Origin of the sequence: Binatus sp. (SeqCode) (genome assembly GCF_035272065.1) — a bacterium.
Lineage (GTDB): Bacteria > Desulfobacterota > Binatia > Binatales > Binataceae > Binatus.
In genome coordinates, this window is the sequence record NZ_DATEQZ010000080.1 from 20,498 (window position 1) to 34,996 (window position 14,499).

General features: G+C 62.4%; 15 protein-coding genes and 1 pseudogene. 10 read left to right on the forward strand and 6 right to left on the reverse strand.

Annotated features, from left to right (window positions below; all coding sequences use genetic code 11):
• Nucleotides 1-21 precede the first annotated feature (21 nt).
• The 5 genes and pseudogenes from thiC to VJX68_RS14890 all read right to left on the reverse strand — a co-directional run bounded on the left by thiC (nucleotide 22) and on the right by VJX68_RS14890 (nucleotide 4,064).
• Nucleotides 22-1,332 (reverse strand): phosphomethylpyrimidine synthase ThiC, encoded by a 1,311-nt coding sequence (gene thiC / locus VJX68_RS14870; protein ID WP_324096497.1) that lies wholly within the window; start codon nucleotides 1,330-1,332, stop codon nucleotides 22-24.
• A 54-nt stretch (nucleotides 1,333-1,386) separates the two neighbouring features.
• Nucleotides 1,387-1,632 carry a hypothetical protein gene (locus VJX68_RS14875; RefSeq protein ID WP_324096498.1) on the reverse strand — a complete coding sequence of 82 codons (246 nt, stop codon included), beginning with the start codon at nucleotides 1,630-1,632 and terminating at the stop codon, nucleotides 1,387-1,389.
• A 4-nt stretch (nucleotides 1,633-1,636) separates the two neighbouring features.
• A complete protein-coding gene (locus VJX68_RS14880) occupies nucleotides 1,637-2,344 on the reverse strand; it encodes a NuoI/complex I 23 kDa subunit family protein (protein WP_324096499.1) in 708 nt (235 codons plus the stop codon).
• A gap of 146 nt (nucleotides 2,345-2,490) precedes the next feature.
• Nucleotides 2,491-2,931 (reverse strand): hypothetical protein, encoded by a 441-nt coding sequence (locus VJX68_RS14885; RefSeq protein WP_324096500.1) that lies wholly within the window; start codon nucleotides 2,929-2,931, stop codon nucleotides 2,491-2,493.
• A gap of 5 nt (nucleotides 2,932-2,936) precedes the next feature.
• Nucleotides 2,937-4,064, reverse strand: a pseudogene (locus tag VJX68_RS14890) (amidohydrolase family protein).
• A 120-nt stretch (nucleotides 4,065-4,184) separates the two neighbouring features.
• Here VJX68_RS14890 and VJX68_RS14895 point away from each other — a divergent pair.
• The 6 genes from VJX68_RS14895 to VJX68_RS14920 are packed head-to-tail and all read left to right on the forward strand — an operon-like array spanning nucleotide 4,185 to nucleotide 9,047.
• Nucleotides 4,185-5,231, forward strand: a complete 1,047-nt coding sequence (locus VJX68_RS14895; protein WP_324096501.1) for a lipoate--protein ligase family protein — start codon at nucleotides 4,185-4,187, stop codon at nucleotides 5,229-5,231.
• Entirely contained in the window at nucleotides 5,228-5,977 is a 750-nt protein-coding gene (locus VJX68_RS14900; RefSeq protein ID WP_324096502.1) for a HEAT repeat domain-containing protein, read from the forward strand. Before VJX68_RS14895 ends, VJX68_RS14900 begins: the two co-directional genes overlap by 4 nt.
• A gap of 26 nt (nucleotides 5,978-6,003) precedes the next feature.
• Complete coding sequence (locus VJX68_RS14905; RefSeq protein WP_324096503.1) at nucleotides 6,004-6,459, forward strand: TIGR03668 family PPOX class F420-dependent oxidoreductase; 456 nt, start codon at nucleotides 6,004-6,006, stop codon at nucleotides 6,457-6,459.
• Nucleotides 6,423-7,679, forward strand: a complete 1,257-nt coding sequence (locus tag VJX68_RS14910; RefSeq protein ID WP_324096504.1) for a M24 family metallopeptidase — start codon at nucleotides 6,423-6,425, stop codon at nucleotides 7,677-7,679. The genes VJX68_RS14905 and VJX68_RS14910 overlap by 37 nt, the downstream gene beginning before the upstream one ends.
• Before the next feature lie 7 nt (nucleotides 7,680-7,686).
• Nucleotides 7,687-8,376: an HAD family hydrolase gene (locus VJX68_RS14915; protein ID WP_324096505.1), complete on the forward strand. Its 690-nt coding sequence runs from the start codon at nucleotides 7,687-7,689 to the stop codon at nucleotides 8,374-8,376.
• On the forward strand, nucleotides 8,376-9,047 hold the full coding sequence (locus tag VJX68_RS14920) for a glutathione S-transferase family protein (RefSeq protein ID WP_324096506.1): 672 nt from the start codon (nucleotides 8,376-8,378) through the stop codon (nucleotides 9,045-9,047). Before VJX68_RS14915 ends, VJX68_RS14920 begins: the two co-directional genes overlap by 1 nt.
• A 137-nt stretch (nucleotides 9,048-9,184) precedes the next feature.
• Here VJX68_RS14920 and VJX68_RS14925 read toward each other — a convergent pair whose 3' ends face one another.
• A complete protein-coding gene (locus VJX68_RS14925; protein WP_324096507.1) occupies nucleotides 9,185-9,628 on the reverse strand; it encodes a VanZ family protein in 444 nt (147 codons plus the stop codon).
• 96 nt (nucleotides 9,629-9,724) lie between these two features.
• On the opposite strand from VJX68_RS14925, the gene zwf reads away from it, so the two are divergent.
• The 4 genes from zwf to VJX68_RS14945 all read left to right on the forward strand — a co-directional run bounded on the left by zwf (nucleotide 9,725) and on the right by VJX68_RS14945 (nucleotide 14,457).
• Entirely contained in the window at nucleotides 9,725-11,296 is a 1,572-nt protein-coding gene (gene zwf, locus VJX68_RS14930; protein ID WP_324096508.1) for a glucose-6-phosphate dehydrogenase, read from the forward strand.
• Between the two features lie 12 nt (nucleotides 11,297-11,308).
• Nucleotides 11,309-11,650, forward strand: coding sequence for a hypothetical protein (locus tag VJX68_RS14935; RefSeq protein WP_324096509.1), 342 nt, complete (start codon nucleotides 11,309-11,311; stop codon nucleotides 11,648-11,650).
• Nucleotides 11,651-11,865: 215 nt separating this feature from the next.
• Nucleotides 11,866-13,152: a 3-hydroxyacyl-CoA dehydrogenase family protein gene (locus VJX68_RS14940; RefSeq protein WP_324096510.1), complete on the forward strand. Its 1,287-nt coding sequence runs from the start codon at nucleotides 11,866-11,868 to the stop codon at nucleotides 13,150-13,152.
• Between the two features lie 69 nt (nucleotides 13,153-13,221).
• On the forward strand, nucleotides 13,222-14,457 hold the full coding sequence (locus tag VJX68_RS14945; RefSeq protein WP_324096511.1) for an acetyl-CoA acetyltransferase: 1,236 nt from the start codon (nucleotides 13,222-13,224) through the stop codon (nucleotides 14,455-14,457).
• Nucleotides 14,458-14,499 lie beyond the last annotated feature (42 nt).

The following is a 14,499-nucleotide window of genomic DNA, read 5'->3' on the forward strand; positions in this document are numbered from 1 at the left end:
TAATCCGGGATGCGGTTCGCTTTAGCCGGCGGCATGCGACGGAGCCTCGGCCAGCGAGCGCCGCTTGGTGAATTTAATCGCCGCATTGTCGATGTTGATCGAGCACAGCGAGCCGCACATCGTGCAGACGTTGGAACCCGCCGCCTCGCTTTCTTCCTTGTAGCGGCGCGCCTTGTCGGGGTCCATCGCCATCGCGTACATCCCTTCCCAGTTGAGCGCCTTGCGGTATCGCGACATCTGATCGTTCCAGACTTTCGCGGCGCGCACGCCCTTGACCAGGTCGCCCGAATGAGCCGCGATGCGCGTCGCGATGACGCCTTCGCGCACGTCGTCGATGTCGGGCAGCCGCAAATGCTCAGCCGGCGTGACGTAGCAGAGAAAATCGGTGCCCGCCGCCGACGCGATCGCGCCGCCAATCGCACCCGTGATGTGGTCGTAACCCGGTGCGACATCGCAGGTTAGCGGCCCGAGCACGTAGAACGGCGCGCGGCCGCAGACCCGCTTCTCGAGCTTCACGTTGGCATCGATTTGATCGAGCGGGACATGGCCGGGACCCTCGATCATCACCTGCACGCCCATCGCGCGCGCGCGATCGGTCAGCTCGCCCATCAGCAGCAGCTCCGCGATTTGCCCGCGATCGGTCGCGTCGCCGGTGGCGCCCGGGCGCAGCCCGTCGCCGATCGAAATAGTCACGTCATGCTCCCGCAGCACGGCGCAGACTTCGTCGAAATGCTCGTAGAGCGGATTCTCGTTGCCGGTCCGCTCGATCCACGCCGCCAGCATCGAGCCGCCGCGCGACACGATGCCCTCGATTCGGTGATGCCCGCGGAGCCGCTTCACACTTTCGCGGGTGACGCCGCAATGGAGAGTCATGTAATCGACGCCCTGGCGCGCCTGCCGCTCGATCACGTCGAGAAAGTACTCGGCCTCCATCTCCATGATCGAGCGCTCGGACCCGAGCTGGTAAATCGGCACGGTGCCGAGGATCACGGGGCATCGCGACAGAATTTCCGCGCGGATTTTGTCGAGGTCGGTGCCGGTCGAAAGGTCCATCACCGAGTCGGCGCCGTAGCGGACGGCGGTGTAAAGTTTCTCGACTTCCTCTTCGATCAGCTGATGGAAGTTCGAGGCACCGATGTTGGCGTTGACCTTGGTGCGCAGGCCTTTGCCGATTCCGATCGCCCTGAAGTCGTGATGGAGGTTGTGCGGGATCACGACCTCGCCGGTCGCGACCAGCGCGCGAATTTCCTCGGCGGCGAAACCTTCGTCCTCGGCAACTTCGGTCATCTGCCGGGTGATTATATTTTTGCGGGCAGCTTCAATCTGGGTCATTGCGTCACCTCCGCGGCCTTGCTCGGCGCTCGGCCCTTGATCTCCAAGTATAGCTCAATCCTCGCCGTACTCGATGCCGTTCTTCTCGCACAGCGCGCGCAGTTGCTGGATCATCCGCTCCGCGCGCGCCAGGTGCGCCACCGCGATAAAGTTGGCGAGCGCCACGAGAGTCAGCGCGCCCGTCGCCCAGTACATGTGGCTCAGCACGTCGCCGCCGTGAATCACGCCGACGCCTTTCGCATAGGCGATGAACAGAACGATCAGACCCGCCACCGTCAGGCCAATAGTCACTCGCGTCATCTGGCTACTTGCCGCTGCGCGCGGGATGCCGGTCAATCACAGTGAGGTCGTCGATATGGTCCGGCGGCTCCGCGTAATGTTTGGGCGCTTCGCGATTGGTGTAGGTCTTCATCTCCGGCCGCTGCGGATCGTAAACCGCGGCGTCCTGCTCGCGGTACCACTCCAGCATCTCATTCATATTGCCGTCGCGGCCCTTCTCGGCTAGCACGCGCGAGCGATGCATCAGCAGTTCCTTGGGCTCGACGAAATCCTTGCGATCGAAACCCCAGATGCGCGGATGCACGTAGGTGTCCATCCGAATCGCGTCGCAGGGGCACGCCTCGACGCACAGCCCGCAATAAATGCAGCGCAGGGTGTCGATCTCGTAGCGCACCGGAAATTTCTCGACGTGCGGATCGGGCGACTCGCCCGCTTCTATATAAATGCATTGCGCGGGGCACGCCGTCGCGCATAGAAAACATGCGGTGCATCGCACCGAACAATCTTCGCGCAGGGTCAGGCGATGACTGCCGCGGAAATTATCGGAATAACGCTTGCGCTCTTCGGGATACTGCGTCGTCGAGGTCGCGTTGACGCCCTTCTTCATGCCGAACAGATGCGCGGTATGCAGCCCGAGGTTGCGGATGAAATGGTAGTTAGTGATCGCAAGACCTCGCAGGATTTCGGGGATGTAAATCCGCTCCCAGAAGGTCATTTGTTCGCTTCTCTGCATCTCTAAACCAGCGCGAAATCCATTGTCTGAACGGGGTTTTCTGCGTTCGCCGCAGCTTCGCCGGACTCCGAAACTAGACTATAAGGAGTCCTCGGAATTGCAGTCAAGTTAGATGTTCCGCGCGCCGCCGTTCAGAAGTCGATAGATCACTGCGGCGCGTCAGGGTTCGCCGCGGGCTCGGATCGTTTTATCCAGGTGTGATGGTAGTAACCATTCTTGTCGATCGTCGGAAACGGCGTTGGAGCGGCAGCAGCTTCGTCCTGCGCGTCAACGGGCGCACCCTCGTCGACTTCCACCGGAAAGCCCTCGATCTGCGACGGCAGTTGCCGCGTCACCGCATCGACGTTCTTTTGATCGTCCACCTCGACCAGTATTGCGGCCTCATTCTGCCCATCGACTTCGCCGGTGACGACCCTGACGTGCGGGATTTTCATCAGCTCAGCACGATGCCGCTTGCTGACAACCTCGGCCTCGCGCAAATCCTCCGCCGACTGCTCCGCATCCGGCGTTTGTGCCTTCGCGTTCCGCACGACGCAAGCCACCAGCGCAATCGCCGTCAAGCCCGCCGCAATTTTCCCAATCCTCATTTCAACTACTTCAGCCGAGTGTAAAGCCGCGTCGGATTCTCGTGCAGGATTTTTTTCGGCACGCTGGGCGCGAACTCCTTGCGCCCCGCCGTGAGGCTCACGGTATGCGGGAAGCGGCCGTCGAAGTGCGGATAGTCAGACGCATACAGAATGTGCTCCGCGCCAACGGTTTCGACCACGTACGGCAGAGTCTCCTCGTCGGGGTCGCATGAGATGAAAAAGTTTTCGCTGCGAATCACGTCGGACGGCTTGCGATGCAGAAACGGCACGTACTCAGGCATCAGTTCGTAGTGCTCGTCGAGGCGCTCCATTCAGAACGGCAGCCAGCCCACGCCCGCCTCGAGAAACGCGACGCGCAATTTCGGGAAAATATCCAGCACGCCGCCGCCGACGAGCGACGCGATCCCGCGCATCACCTCGAACGGATTCGTCGCCGAATGCTGGATGAAAAGATTGTTGCCCATCTCGAACGTACCCAGCCCGTACGGCGGGCGCGCCGTGCCGCCGTGGAAACAGGCGGGCAGGTCGGTATCGACGCACGCATTCCAAATCGGATGGAACGCGGGATGGTCGAGCAGCTTGTCCTCCATGTGAGCGGACAGGTAGATGCCGACGCACCACGGCTCGTTCGCGACGCGCCGGATTTCCTCGGCCGCACGCTCGGGCGCGCGCATCGGCACAACTGCGACACCCTTCAACCGCGTCGGATAGGCCGCGCAGTAGTCGGCGAGCCATCGATGGTACGCGCGGATCATCGCGACTTCGAAATCGACGCTGTCGAGAGCGCAGAAGCTCGACACCACCGTCGCGAACAGCACGACGACGTCGATTCCCTCGCGATCCATGTCCTTGATGCGCACCTGGGGATCGAATCCGCCGCGAATGTCGGGCCGCTCGCCATGCGGCTTGCGGCCGGTTCGCGTCAGCGGCCGGTCGAGCGCCGCGATGCCCAGCGGCCGCCCGGTGTTCAACTGATGGAAGTAGCCGAAAAAATATTTCGAGGCCCGCGTCGACGCTACCTTCTTCAGTTCGTCGAGCTGGGTTTTGAACCGCTTGTCTATATATTCGTCGTAGAGCTCGTTGGGCTCCATCACATGCCCGTCGGCGTCGATCACTCTGTTGCCGTTGAACATGGATCACTTATCGCGCATCACCCCCGCCAAACTCAAGCGATGTAAGTCTCACAGGAAGTCCGGTACCCGGTCTGGGTTTCGGGAGGGTGGACGGGTTGCGCCCCTGCTATAATTCGTCTGGTGCCCGATCTCGACGTAATCATCGCGCGCGCTCTCGCTCCGGACGACCTGCTCGGTCTCGAGTTCCACTTTCTCGACGCGGTCGCTGCGCGCGAGACGCCGCCGGTCCTGCTCATCCACGCGTCGCCGGGCCGCTCGGTCTCGATCGGGCGCTATCATCTATATTGCGGACCGCCCGAGCGCGACGGCATCAACGTGACGCGGCGTCTGACCGGTGGCCGCGTGGTCGGCGCGGGCCAGGGATGGCTCGGGCTGGCGCTCATACTCCCGACTCGCACCGCGCTGCTGAAGGAAGACGTCACGCGACTCAAGCCCGAGCAGATCATGAATCGTTACGTGCGCGGTATTTTGACCGCTATGCGAGCGCTCGGCGTCGAATGTTTCTACCCCGGCCGCGACGCGATAACCTTCGAGCAGCGCGAGATTGCCATGTGCACGTTCGAGACCGACGCGGCAGGCGCGATGCTTTTCGAGGCGTCGATCGCGCACAACCGCGGGATGGAAGAACTCGTGCACGACCTTGAGCGCATCGACCCCGATGGCGCGCTTTCATGCCGGATGTACGACGCCGCGTCCGCGACCAAAGTGGTGCGCGAACTGGCCCGCGACATCTCTTTCGACGAGCTGGCAGACGCAATCGCGTCTGGCTACCGAAGTTCGCTGGGTGAGACTCGACGCCGCGAGCTGAGCGCGCTCGAAACCGCGCAGGCCCAGCATCGCGGTCGCGCTCTTGCCAATTCGAACTGGTTGCGCCGGCCAGTCGCGGCGTCGATGACGCTGAGGAATCGAATTGCATCGCAACTCGGTGCAATCGAGGCCGCAATTGCGCTCAACGCCGACCGCACAATCGAGGCTGCGCGCCTGAGCGGAGATTTCATCGCCAATTCGCCGGCGATAGCCGAACTCGAAAGCGAACTTCGTGGCCGCACGCTCGACCTGCCGTCGATTTCGCATGCAGTCACGAAGATGTTCGGCCACGACGGCAATTTTTTTCTCGGCGCGGGCGAATTGTCCAATCTCGTGCGGCTGATTGCGGGTGTGAATTGAAAGCATCCGACCACAGCGACGCGACGCTCGTCGAGAAGTTGATTCGCGAACTTGGCGACACGCACAAGACCGTGCAACGTCGCGCGATCGATGAACTCGTAGCGATTGCCGCGTTGGGCAACCGTATCGTCACTGAAAAACTTCGCGCGTCGATCGCAAGCGACGATCGGCGCGTGCGATGGGCTGCGGCGTACGCGCTCGCGCAGATCGGCGCGGGCGCGTTTGCGATGGATTCCGCCGATGCGCTGTGCGAGGCGATGGCCGACGACGACGGCGATATCAGGTGGGCGGCGACCAACCTGATGGTCCAACTCGGGCGCGAGAATCTCGCGGAGATAAGCGCGCGTCTGCTCAACCTCGCCGCCGGCAACGATCGCAACGCTCGCAAGATGGCGCTCTACTGTATTCGCGACCTCGAGATCGCCGGACCCGGACCGCTCGCCGCCGCCGACCGCGCCGTACACGACTCAGATGTTCACGTGCGGCTGGCGGCGCTGGCAGTGTTGTCGCGGATTCGCGATGCGTCCGGCGAGGCCGTGCGAATCATGCTCGGATGCCTGAAGTGCGATTCCGACGCGGGCGTGCGGCGCGCCGCAGCCTCGGCCCTCGGCAATATTCAAAGCGCAAGCGCCGACGCAATGACCGCGCTAACCTCGGCGGCGGCCGACCCGGCCGACGAATCGCTCGCGCGAGCCGCGCGCGGCGCGCTGGATCGATTGGAGAAACTCCGGCTGGAGAAACGATGATGGCCGCGACAAAAACAACGAATGACATGGCTCGACTCGTAGATCCGCGCGTTCGCGAGTTTGTTGCCGGAGCGCGCGTCGCCCATCTGGCAACCGCCGACGGCGGCGGTGCGCCGCACAACGTCCCACTCTGCTACTGGTTCGACGGCGAGCGCATCTACTTCGCGATCGACGAAAAACCCAAGCGTCAGAAGGGCTTGGCGCTCAAGCGGATGCGCAATATCTCCGAAAATCCGCGCGTCGCCGTCGTGATCGATTACTACGAAGAAGACTGGTCGCAGCTCGCGTACGTGATGATCCGCGGATTCGCGCGCGTGGTCGAAGACCCCGAGGAATATCTCGGCGCGCTGCGTCATCTGCGCGAGAAGTATCTGCAGTACCGCGGAATGAGCCTGACGCCGGAGAAAAATCCAATCGTGAAAATCGAACCGGAGAGCGTGCACGTGTGGGGCGCACGCTTCAGCAGGGATTCAGATACGTGACGGCGCGCGTCCACGAAATAGCGCTCGCGCTCGGCCATGCGCAACTCGACGGATGGCTGTTCTATGACTTCCGCCTGAGCGACCCGCTCGCGTATCGAATCCTCGGCCTTTCGGAAGACGGCATCGCGACCCGGCGATGGTTCTGCTTCGTGCCAGCGCACGGCAAGCCGCGGGCGATCGTGTCGGCCGTCGAGGCGCATCGGCTCGACGCGCTCGGCGCCGAGAAGATCGTCTATCGTTCGCACAACGAGATGGTGTCGGCATTGCGAGCCGTGCTCGGCGGCGCGCGGCGAGTCGCGATGGATTATTCGCCCGGGTGCGCGATTCCGTACGTCTCGCGCGTCGACGCGGGCACAGTCGAAATCGTCCGAGCGATGGGAATCGAAGTCGTCACCGCGGCCGATCTGATTCAGCGCTTCGAGGCGACGTTGACGCGCGAGCAGCTCGCGAGCCATCAGCGCGCCGCTCGCGCCCTTCGTTCGATCGTCGATGAAACCTTTGCTGAGATCGCGCAGTTGATTTCGGCCGGCCGGCCGGTCAGCGAAGTCTCCGTGCAGGAATCCGTGATGGCGCGGTTTGCCGCGCAAGGTCTCGTGACGCACGCGCCGCCGATCGTCGCCGTCAATGAGCATAGCGCCGATCCGCATTACGGGCCGACCTCCAGGCACGACCGCGCGATTCGCCGCGGCGATTTCATCCTGCTCGACCTGTGGGCCAAGCAAGCCGCGCCCGACAGCATCTACGCCGACTTCACCTGGGTCGCGTTCGCCGGCAACGAGGTTCCCGACGAGCACGCGCGCGTGTTCGAGATTGTCGCGCGGGCGCGAGACGCGACAGTGGAACTGGTGCAGCGCCGGGTCGCCGCCGGCGAGCCAGTCAGCGGCCGCGAGACCGATCGCGCGGCGCGTTCAGTAATCGAGGCGGCCGGCTTCGGCGACGCGTTCGTGCATCGTACGGGTCATTCGATCGGCCGCGAAGTGCATGGTACCGGCGCTAATCTGGATTCGCTCGAGACGCTGGATGACCGCAGTCTTATCGACACCACATGTTTCTCAGTCGAGCCGGGAATTTATCTCCCGAACAAATTCGGCGTCCGCAGCGAACTCGACATGACAATCGAAGACGGACGAGCATTGGTCAGCGGTGAGCCGCGCCAGCGCGAGATCGTCGCGCTGCTCGCGGCAGCCACTTCCAAGCGCAAACCGGGCGTGGCAACTTAGCCCGACGATGATTCGTGCCGTGATATTCGATCTTGATGGGACGCTGGTTGATACCGAGCCGTTGCATTATGCGGCTTTCAACGAGGTTTTGCGGGCTGATGCAATCGAGATTGGGTTTGAGGATTACACTGCGCGGCTAATCGGGCTCAACGATCGCGATTGTTTTGCGACGGTGCTGCGCGAGAATCGCGGGGATGCGGGCGAACAGCACGTCGCGGAGTTGATCGCGCGGAAGACTGCCGTGTACCAGGCGATTATTGGGGAGCGGGATGTGCTCTATCCGGGCGCGGAGAAGTTTGTGCGCGATTTTGCACAGCGGTTTCCGCTGATGATCGCGACCGGGACGCTGCGCGCCGAGGCCGAAGCGATTCTTCGGCGCGGCGGGCTGCGCGAATTGTTTCTCGACGTTATCGCGGCTGAGGACGTCGAGCGCGGCAAGCCTGAGCCCGACGGTTTTATCGCGGCGCTCGGCCGTATCGGTAGTTTGCTGCGGCCGCGCGATCCGGTGCTGGCGGATGAATGCCTGGTGGTCGAGGATACGCAGGCCGGAATCGAGGCGGCGCATCGAGCGGGCATGAAGGTGCTCGCGCTATGCCATATGGCGCCGGAGAGCGAGCTTGCGTCGGCGGACGTCGTGCGCCGGTCGATTTCCAATCTGGATCTCGACGATGTAATCCACGCATTCAGAGGGCGATGATGGCGGCGAAGCTTTACCAGTTTCTCGGCAGCCCGTTCTGCGCCAAGGTGCGCAAGCTGCTCGCGTTCAAGGGCGTCGAGTTCGAGGTGGTCGAGGTCGACTACCTCGAGCGCAAGGAACTGCTGCTCGCGTCGGGACAGATAACGGTGCCGGCGGTCACGCTCGACAACGGCGAGACTATTGTTGATTCCGCGCGAATCGCGCTGCGCCTCGAGGAGCTTTATCCCGAGCCGACGATTTTTCCCGCCGGATGGCGCGGGATGCATGTCGTGCTCGCCGACTACATCGACAACCATCTCGAAGAGTCGGTGTATCCCGTCGCGCTGGCCGACGAACTCGCATACTACAGCCGCCAGGGGGCGGATCGCGGCGCGCTGTGGCGTTTTATCCGCGAGCGCAAGTTTGGCAAAGGCTTCGTCGATCGAACTATCGCGAATCATTCGGCCAACTGGGAGCGCTTTCGTAGTTCACTCGCGCCGTTCGAGGAGCAGCTCGGCAACGTGCCGTTTCTGACGGGCAGGATCGGGCTGGCGGACTTCGCGCTCTACGGCCAGTTGTTCTACCTGGCGTTCACGGGCGAGCTGAAAATTCCCGCTGACATGAAGAATCTGCGCGCGTTCTTCGGGCGCGTTGAGCGGATCAGTTCGGCGATCGAGGAAACGAACGGTTAATCAATTGAATGTGAAACCCGCGTGGGTTTCACGCTTCCCTCGGCAGGGGTGACCCCTGCACCCAGTTATAAAAGGAAAGGATGCGGGACTTCGTCCCTGTTAGGAAGTTGTTAGGGCAGAGCAGACAGAAAGACCGGCTAGGCGATTTCGGCGATTGCGGTGTTAAGGAAATGGCTGAAGAGCGCGCCGGTCGAGTCGAGCGCTACATCATATAACGACGCGGTGCGGCCGGGCACGAACACTTGATGGCCCTCGTCGGTGAGCGCGTACACCACGCAAAGCATCAGCGCGAGGTACGGCCGCTGCGCCATCGGACCGCGGACCAACAGCCAGAAAAGAATTCCATACTCGGTGAAATGTGCGCATTTGCGGACTAGCATGTGGCAGACGTCAACCGACGCGGCGGTGATTCCGGGAATCAACCATCGCAGTATCGGGTCGATGATCTTGCCGGTGTTCGTGGCGGAAAACGCCGAGGTCGAGAGAGTGAAGATCAAAGCGCCCCACAGAACTACCGGGATCCATTCGCCGAGCGGGGCGAGCTCCGGGGCGCCGGCTGACAACGGCTTTGCTGCCGGCATTTAGCTGGCCGCCGTTTTCAGCAGGCAGAGATCTTGGTCGGGGCACTTTTTCATGAAGATCTGAAACATGTCAAACTTATCAATCATCGCTACCAGTTGCCAGTAGAACCGCGCGACGCGCGATCCGATAAGGAAGGCCGCAACATGGACAATCTGCTGACGATACAACGAGCCCAGGCGGCGCCGCCGTGCACCGTCGTTATCTTCGGCGCGTCGGGCGATCTCGCCAAGCGCAAGCTGATCCCGTCGATGTACAATCTCGTGGCGTGCGGCGAGGGTATGATGCCGCCGAAAAGCGCGGTGCTGGGATTTGCGCGGCGCGAGATGTCGCTCGACGACTTCCGCAAGAGTGCGCACGACTGGACCGCCCGCTTTTCGCGCCTGAAGGTTGACGAGGCTTGCTGGGCGCGGTTCGCCGGCAACCTCGACTATCTGTCCGGGCTCGACCGTCCCGACGGATTCACAAAACTTAAAGCTAAACTTGAAGCCTTGGAAAAGGCGCGCGGCCTGCCGCCGAATCGTGTCTATTACCTCGCGATTCCGCCCACGGCGATTGGCGACTCGGTCGAGCGGCTGGCGAAGGCCGGCCTCATCTATCCGCCCGACGCGCCGCACTTCTCACGCGTCGTCGTCGAAAAACCAATCGGCCACGATCTGCCGAGCGCGCTCGAAATCAATCGCACCATGGTGAAGTATCTCGACGAGTCGCAGATTTTCCGCATCGATCATTACCTCGGCAAGGAAACCGTGCAGAACCTGCTGGCGCTGCGCTTCTCGAATAATATTTTCGAGCGCCTGTGGGGCGCCCGCAACGTCGATCACGTGCAAATCACCGTGGCTGAGGCGGAAGGCGTGGGCAGCCGCGCGATGTATTACGATCATTCGGGCGCGCTGCGCGACATGGTGCAGAATCACATCCTGCAAACGCTCGCGCTACTCACGATGGAAGCGCCGGTGTCGCTCGACTCGTCGGCGATACGGGACGCCAAGCTCAACGTGCTGCGCACGCTGCGGCCGATCATGCCGGCGGATGCGCGCGCGAACACGGTGCGGGCGCGCTACGCGGCGGGCGTCGACGCGGACGGCAAGCCGGTGCAGGGCTACATGGACGAACCGGGCATCGCGGACAATTCGCGCATCGAGACGTTCGTCGCGCTGAAGGCGTACATCGACAACTGGCGATGGTCGGGGGTGCCGTTTTTCATTCGCACCGGCAAGCGGACGAAGGCGCGCGCGAGTTCGATCTACGTGCAGTTCAAGGACGTGCCGCAAATTCTGTTCAATCGCGGCTCGACGGTTCCAGCCAACGCGCTGACGATTCGGATTCAGCCCGACGAAGGTTTTTCTTTCGACGTGATGACCAAGCGGCCGGGGCTGGACCTGGTGCTGCAACCGGTGCGGATGAATCTCAGCTACAACGCCGCGTTCGGCGACGGTGCGTCGCCCGAAGGATACGAGCGGCTGCTGCTCGACGTGATGGACGGCGACCATACGCTGTTCATCAGTGCGCCGTTCGTCGAGAAGTCGTGGGAGTTCGTGCAGGGAATCCTGGATTCGTGGAGCGACGGCGCGCGCGTGCCGCTGGTCGAGTATCCCGCGGGAAGCTGGGGACCGAAGGAGGCCGACGACTTGATTCGCACGGCGGGACGAGTATGGCACGAACCGTAGAGGATAAACTGAATGGCAACCGACGCTTGCTGCAATGTGCAAGATTCCGCGGCCGAAACTCCGCTGGTGTGCGACCTCGACGCGATCTCCGCGAGCGATCGCCCGCGCTACAAGGAACTGCGCAAAATGCTCGCCGCCTCAGCCGCTGGCAAGCGCGAACTTCCCGACGGCATCGCGGTACAAATCGCAACCGCGCGCATGACGCTCGCGCAGCTCGCGGAATGGATTTCCTTCGAGCGCAAATGTTGCCCGTTCTTCGAGTTAAGAATCGACGTCGCGCCAAAGTCCGGCCCGGTGTGGGTAAGCCTGACGGGTCGCCCCGGCGTGAAAGAATTCCTGGCGCACGCGTTTTAGCAACGCGTCGGTCTGACAGGCAAGTCCAGGAAGGATGCTGGATTCTTCGCTTCGCTCAAGAATGACAGAGCGAGAGTTCTGATATGGACGCATCTTTGTCTTAACATTGGGGGCAGGGGTCATCCCTGCCCTGTGGCATAGCTGGGCGACCTCGGCTAACATTTCTCGCGGCCCGCGACTGCGAAATCATTATTCCACGAGGATCGGAGAGCTCCTTGGCCGACAACAACAAGGTCGTAATTATCGGCGCCAACGGCACGATGGGCGCGGGCGCGGGATGCGTCTTCGCCGGCGCCGGATACAACGTGACGATGCTCGCGCGGTCGCCGGTCAAAGCGGCGGAAGGATTGACGGACGCGCAAAACGATGCGCGCGCAGAGGCGATCGCGGAGCGAATCTCGCTGGGTGCGTACGACGCCGACCTCGGCCGCGCGGTTGGCGAGGCCGCGATCGTGTTCGAGTCGCTCGCCGAAGATCTGCCGCTCAAGAAACAATTCTTCGAACTGATCGACAAGAGCCGGCGTCCCGACGCGATTGTCGCGACCGGCTCGTCGGGGCTGTCGATCGCGGAGATGGCGCGCGGGCGGAGCGAGTCGCTCCGCCGCAATTTCCTCGGCGTGCACCTGTTCAATCCGCCGCACGTGATCGTCGGCACCGAAGTGATTCCAGGACCGGATACGGACCCTGCCGTGGTGAAGAGCGTCGTCGCGGTGCTGACGAAACGGCTGGGCCGCAAGGTGATCGTCACCAAAGATATGCCTGCGTTCGTCGGCAATCGGGTCGGCTTCAAGGTCCTGAACGAGACTGCGCAGCTGGCCGCCGAGCACGGTGTCGCGTACATCGATTATCTGATAGGGCCGCATACCGGGCGCGCGATGGCGCCGCTGGCGACGGTCGATCTCGTCGGCTGGGACGTGCACAAGGCAATCGTCGATAACGTCCATGCGAATTGTAAGGATGAGGCGCACGAATCTTTCGCGATGCCCGCATACATGAACGCCGGGCTGCGCAACGGATGCCTCGGTGACAAGACACCCGAGCGTGGCGGCTTCTACCGTCGCGCGGGCAAGGAAGTTTTCGTGCTCGATCCGAAAACGGGCGGGCACGACAAGCTTCAGAAGCCCGCGCCGATCGAATTCGTCGAAAGGATGAAACAGCTGCATCGTGTGGGCCGCTACGCCGAGGCGTTGACGGTCCTCGCCGATGCGAAGGGCGCGGATGCCGACCTGTGCCGGCGCGTCGTGCTCGGTTACGTCAGCTACGCGCTGAATCGGGTCGGCGAAGTGGCGGCGAGCGCGGCCGACGTGGATACGATCATGTCGTACGGCTTCAACTGGGCGCCGCCGACGGCAATCGTGGATCTGCTGGGGGCGAAGAATACGATCGCGATGCTGCAAAAGCTGAAGCTCAAGGTCCCCGCGACCGTCGAGCAAGCCGCGTCGCGCGATGCTAAAATGTTTGTGGGCGGCGTACTCGAATACGGCCGGACTTTTGTTGGATGATGAAATTCCCGTGTTGGATGATTAGATTCCTTGGCGTATGATTACGTTAGTAATCAATAGGAGCGCGCGATGACGAAACCAGCGCCGGTGTACGTATTGGGCGGAGCGCAAACCGACTTTGCCCGCAATTGGTCGAAAGAAGGGAAGCATTTCGTGGCGATGATGCGCGAGGCGACTTTGGGCGCGCTCGAAGCCACCAAGATCGAGCCGCGTGAGGTCGAAACCGCGCACGTCGGCAACTTCGCCGCCGAGCTGTACGCCAAGCAGGGACATGTCGGCGCGTTTTTCGTCGAGATCGATCCAACTTTTTCGGGACTGCCGACGGGCCGTCATGAGGCGGCATGCGCGTCGGGTTCGATCGCGCTGATCGCGGCGGCGGCGGAGATCGAGGCGGCACGCTACGACCTGGCGTGCGTGGTCGGCGTCGAACAAATGAAGACTGTCGACTCGACCACCGGCGGCGACTACCTGGGCACTGCGGCGTGGTACGAGCGCGAGGCCAAGGGAATCGAGTTCCCTTTTCCGAAACTTTTCGGGCGGCTCGGGGACGAGTACGACAAGCGCTACGGCCTCAAGGACGAACACCTCGCCCACATTTCGGCGGTGAATTATTCCAACGCCAAGCGCAATCCGAACGCGCAGACCCGCAACTGGTTCATGAGCGAGAGTCACGCGCAGCACGAAAGCAAGTTCAACCAGGTCATCGGCGGGCGCATCAAAGTGAGCGATTGCTCGCAGGTGACCGACGGCTCGGTCGCGATTTTCCTCGCGTCGGAAAAATTTGCGAGCGCGTGGGCGAAGCGCAATGGCAAGACGCTAGCGGATATTCCGCGCATCCTCGGGTGGGGCCATCACACTGCGCCGCTCGAATTCGACGCCAAGGTCGCAGAGAGCCGCGACAACGCGTACGTCTTGCCGCATACGCGGCAGGCGATTGTCGACGCGTTCAAGCGCGCGGGGATAGGGTCGGTGGCTGAGCTGTCGGGAATCGAGACGCACGACTGCTTCACCACGTCGGAGTACATGGCGATCGATCATTTCGGAATCACCAAGCCGGGCGAATCGTGGAAAGCGGTCGAGGAAGGCGTGATCGAGCTCGGCGGCAAGTTGCCGATCAATCCAAGCGGCGGGCTGATTGGCGCGGGCCATCCGGTGGGCGCGACCGGGGTGCGCCAGATGCTCGATTGCCATCGGCAGATCACGCATAGCGCGGGCGACTACCAGGTCGAAGGTGCGAAGAAATTTGCGATGCTGAATATCGGCGGCAGCGGCACCACGAGCTGCGTATTCATCGTCGGCAAGTAATCGAGCGATTCTCGAATTGTCGAAGCGGCGGTCCTGGAAGGG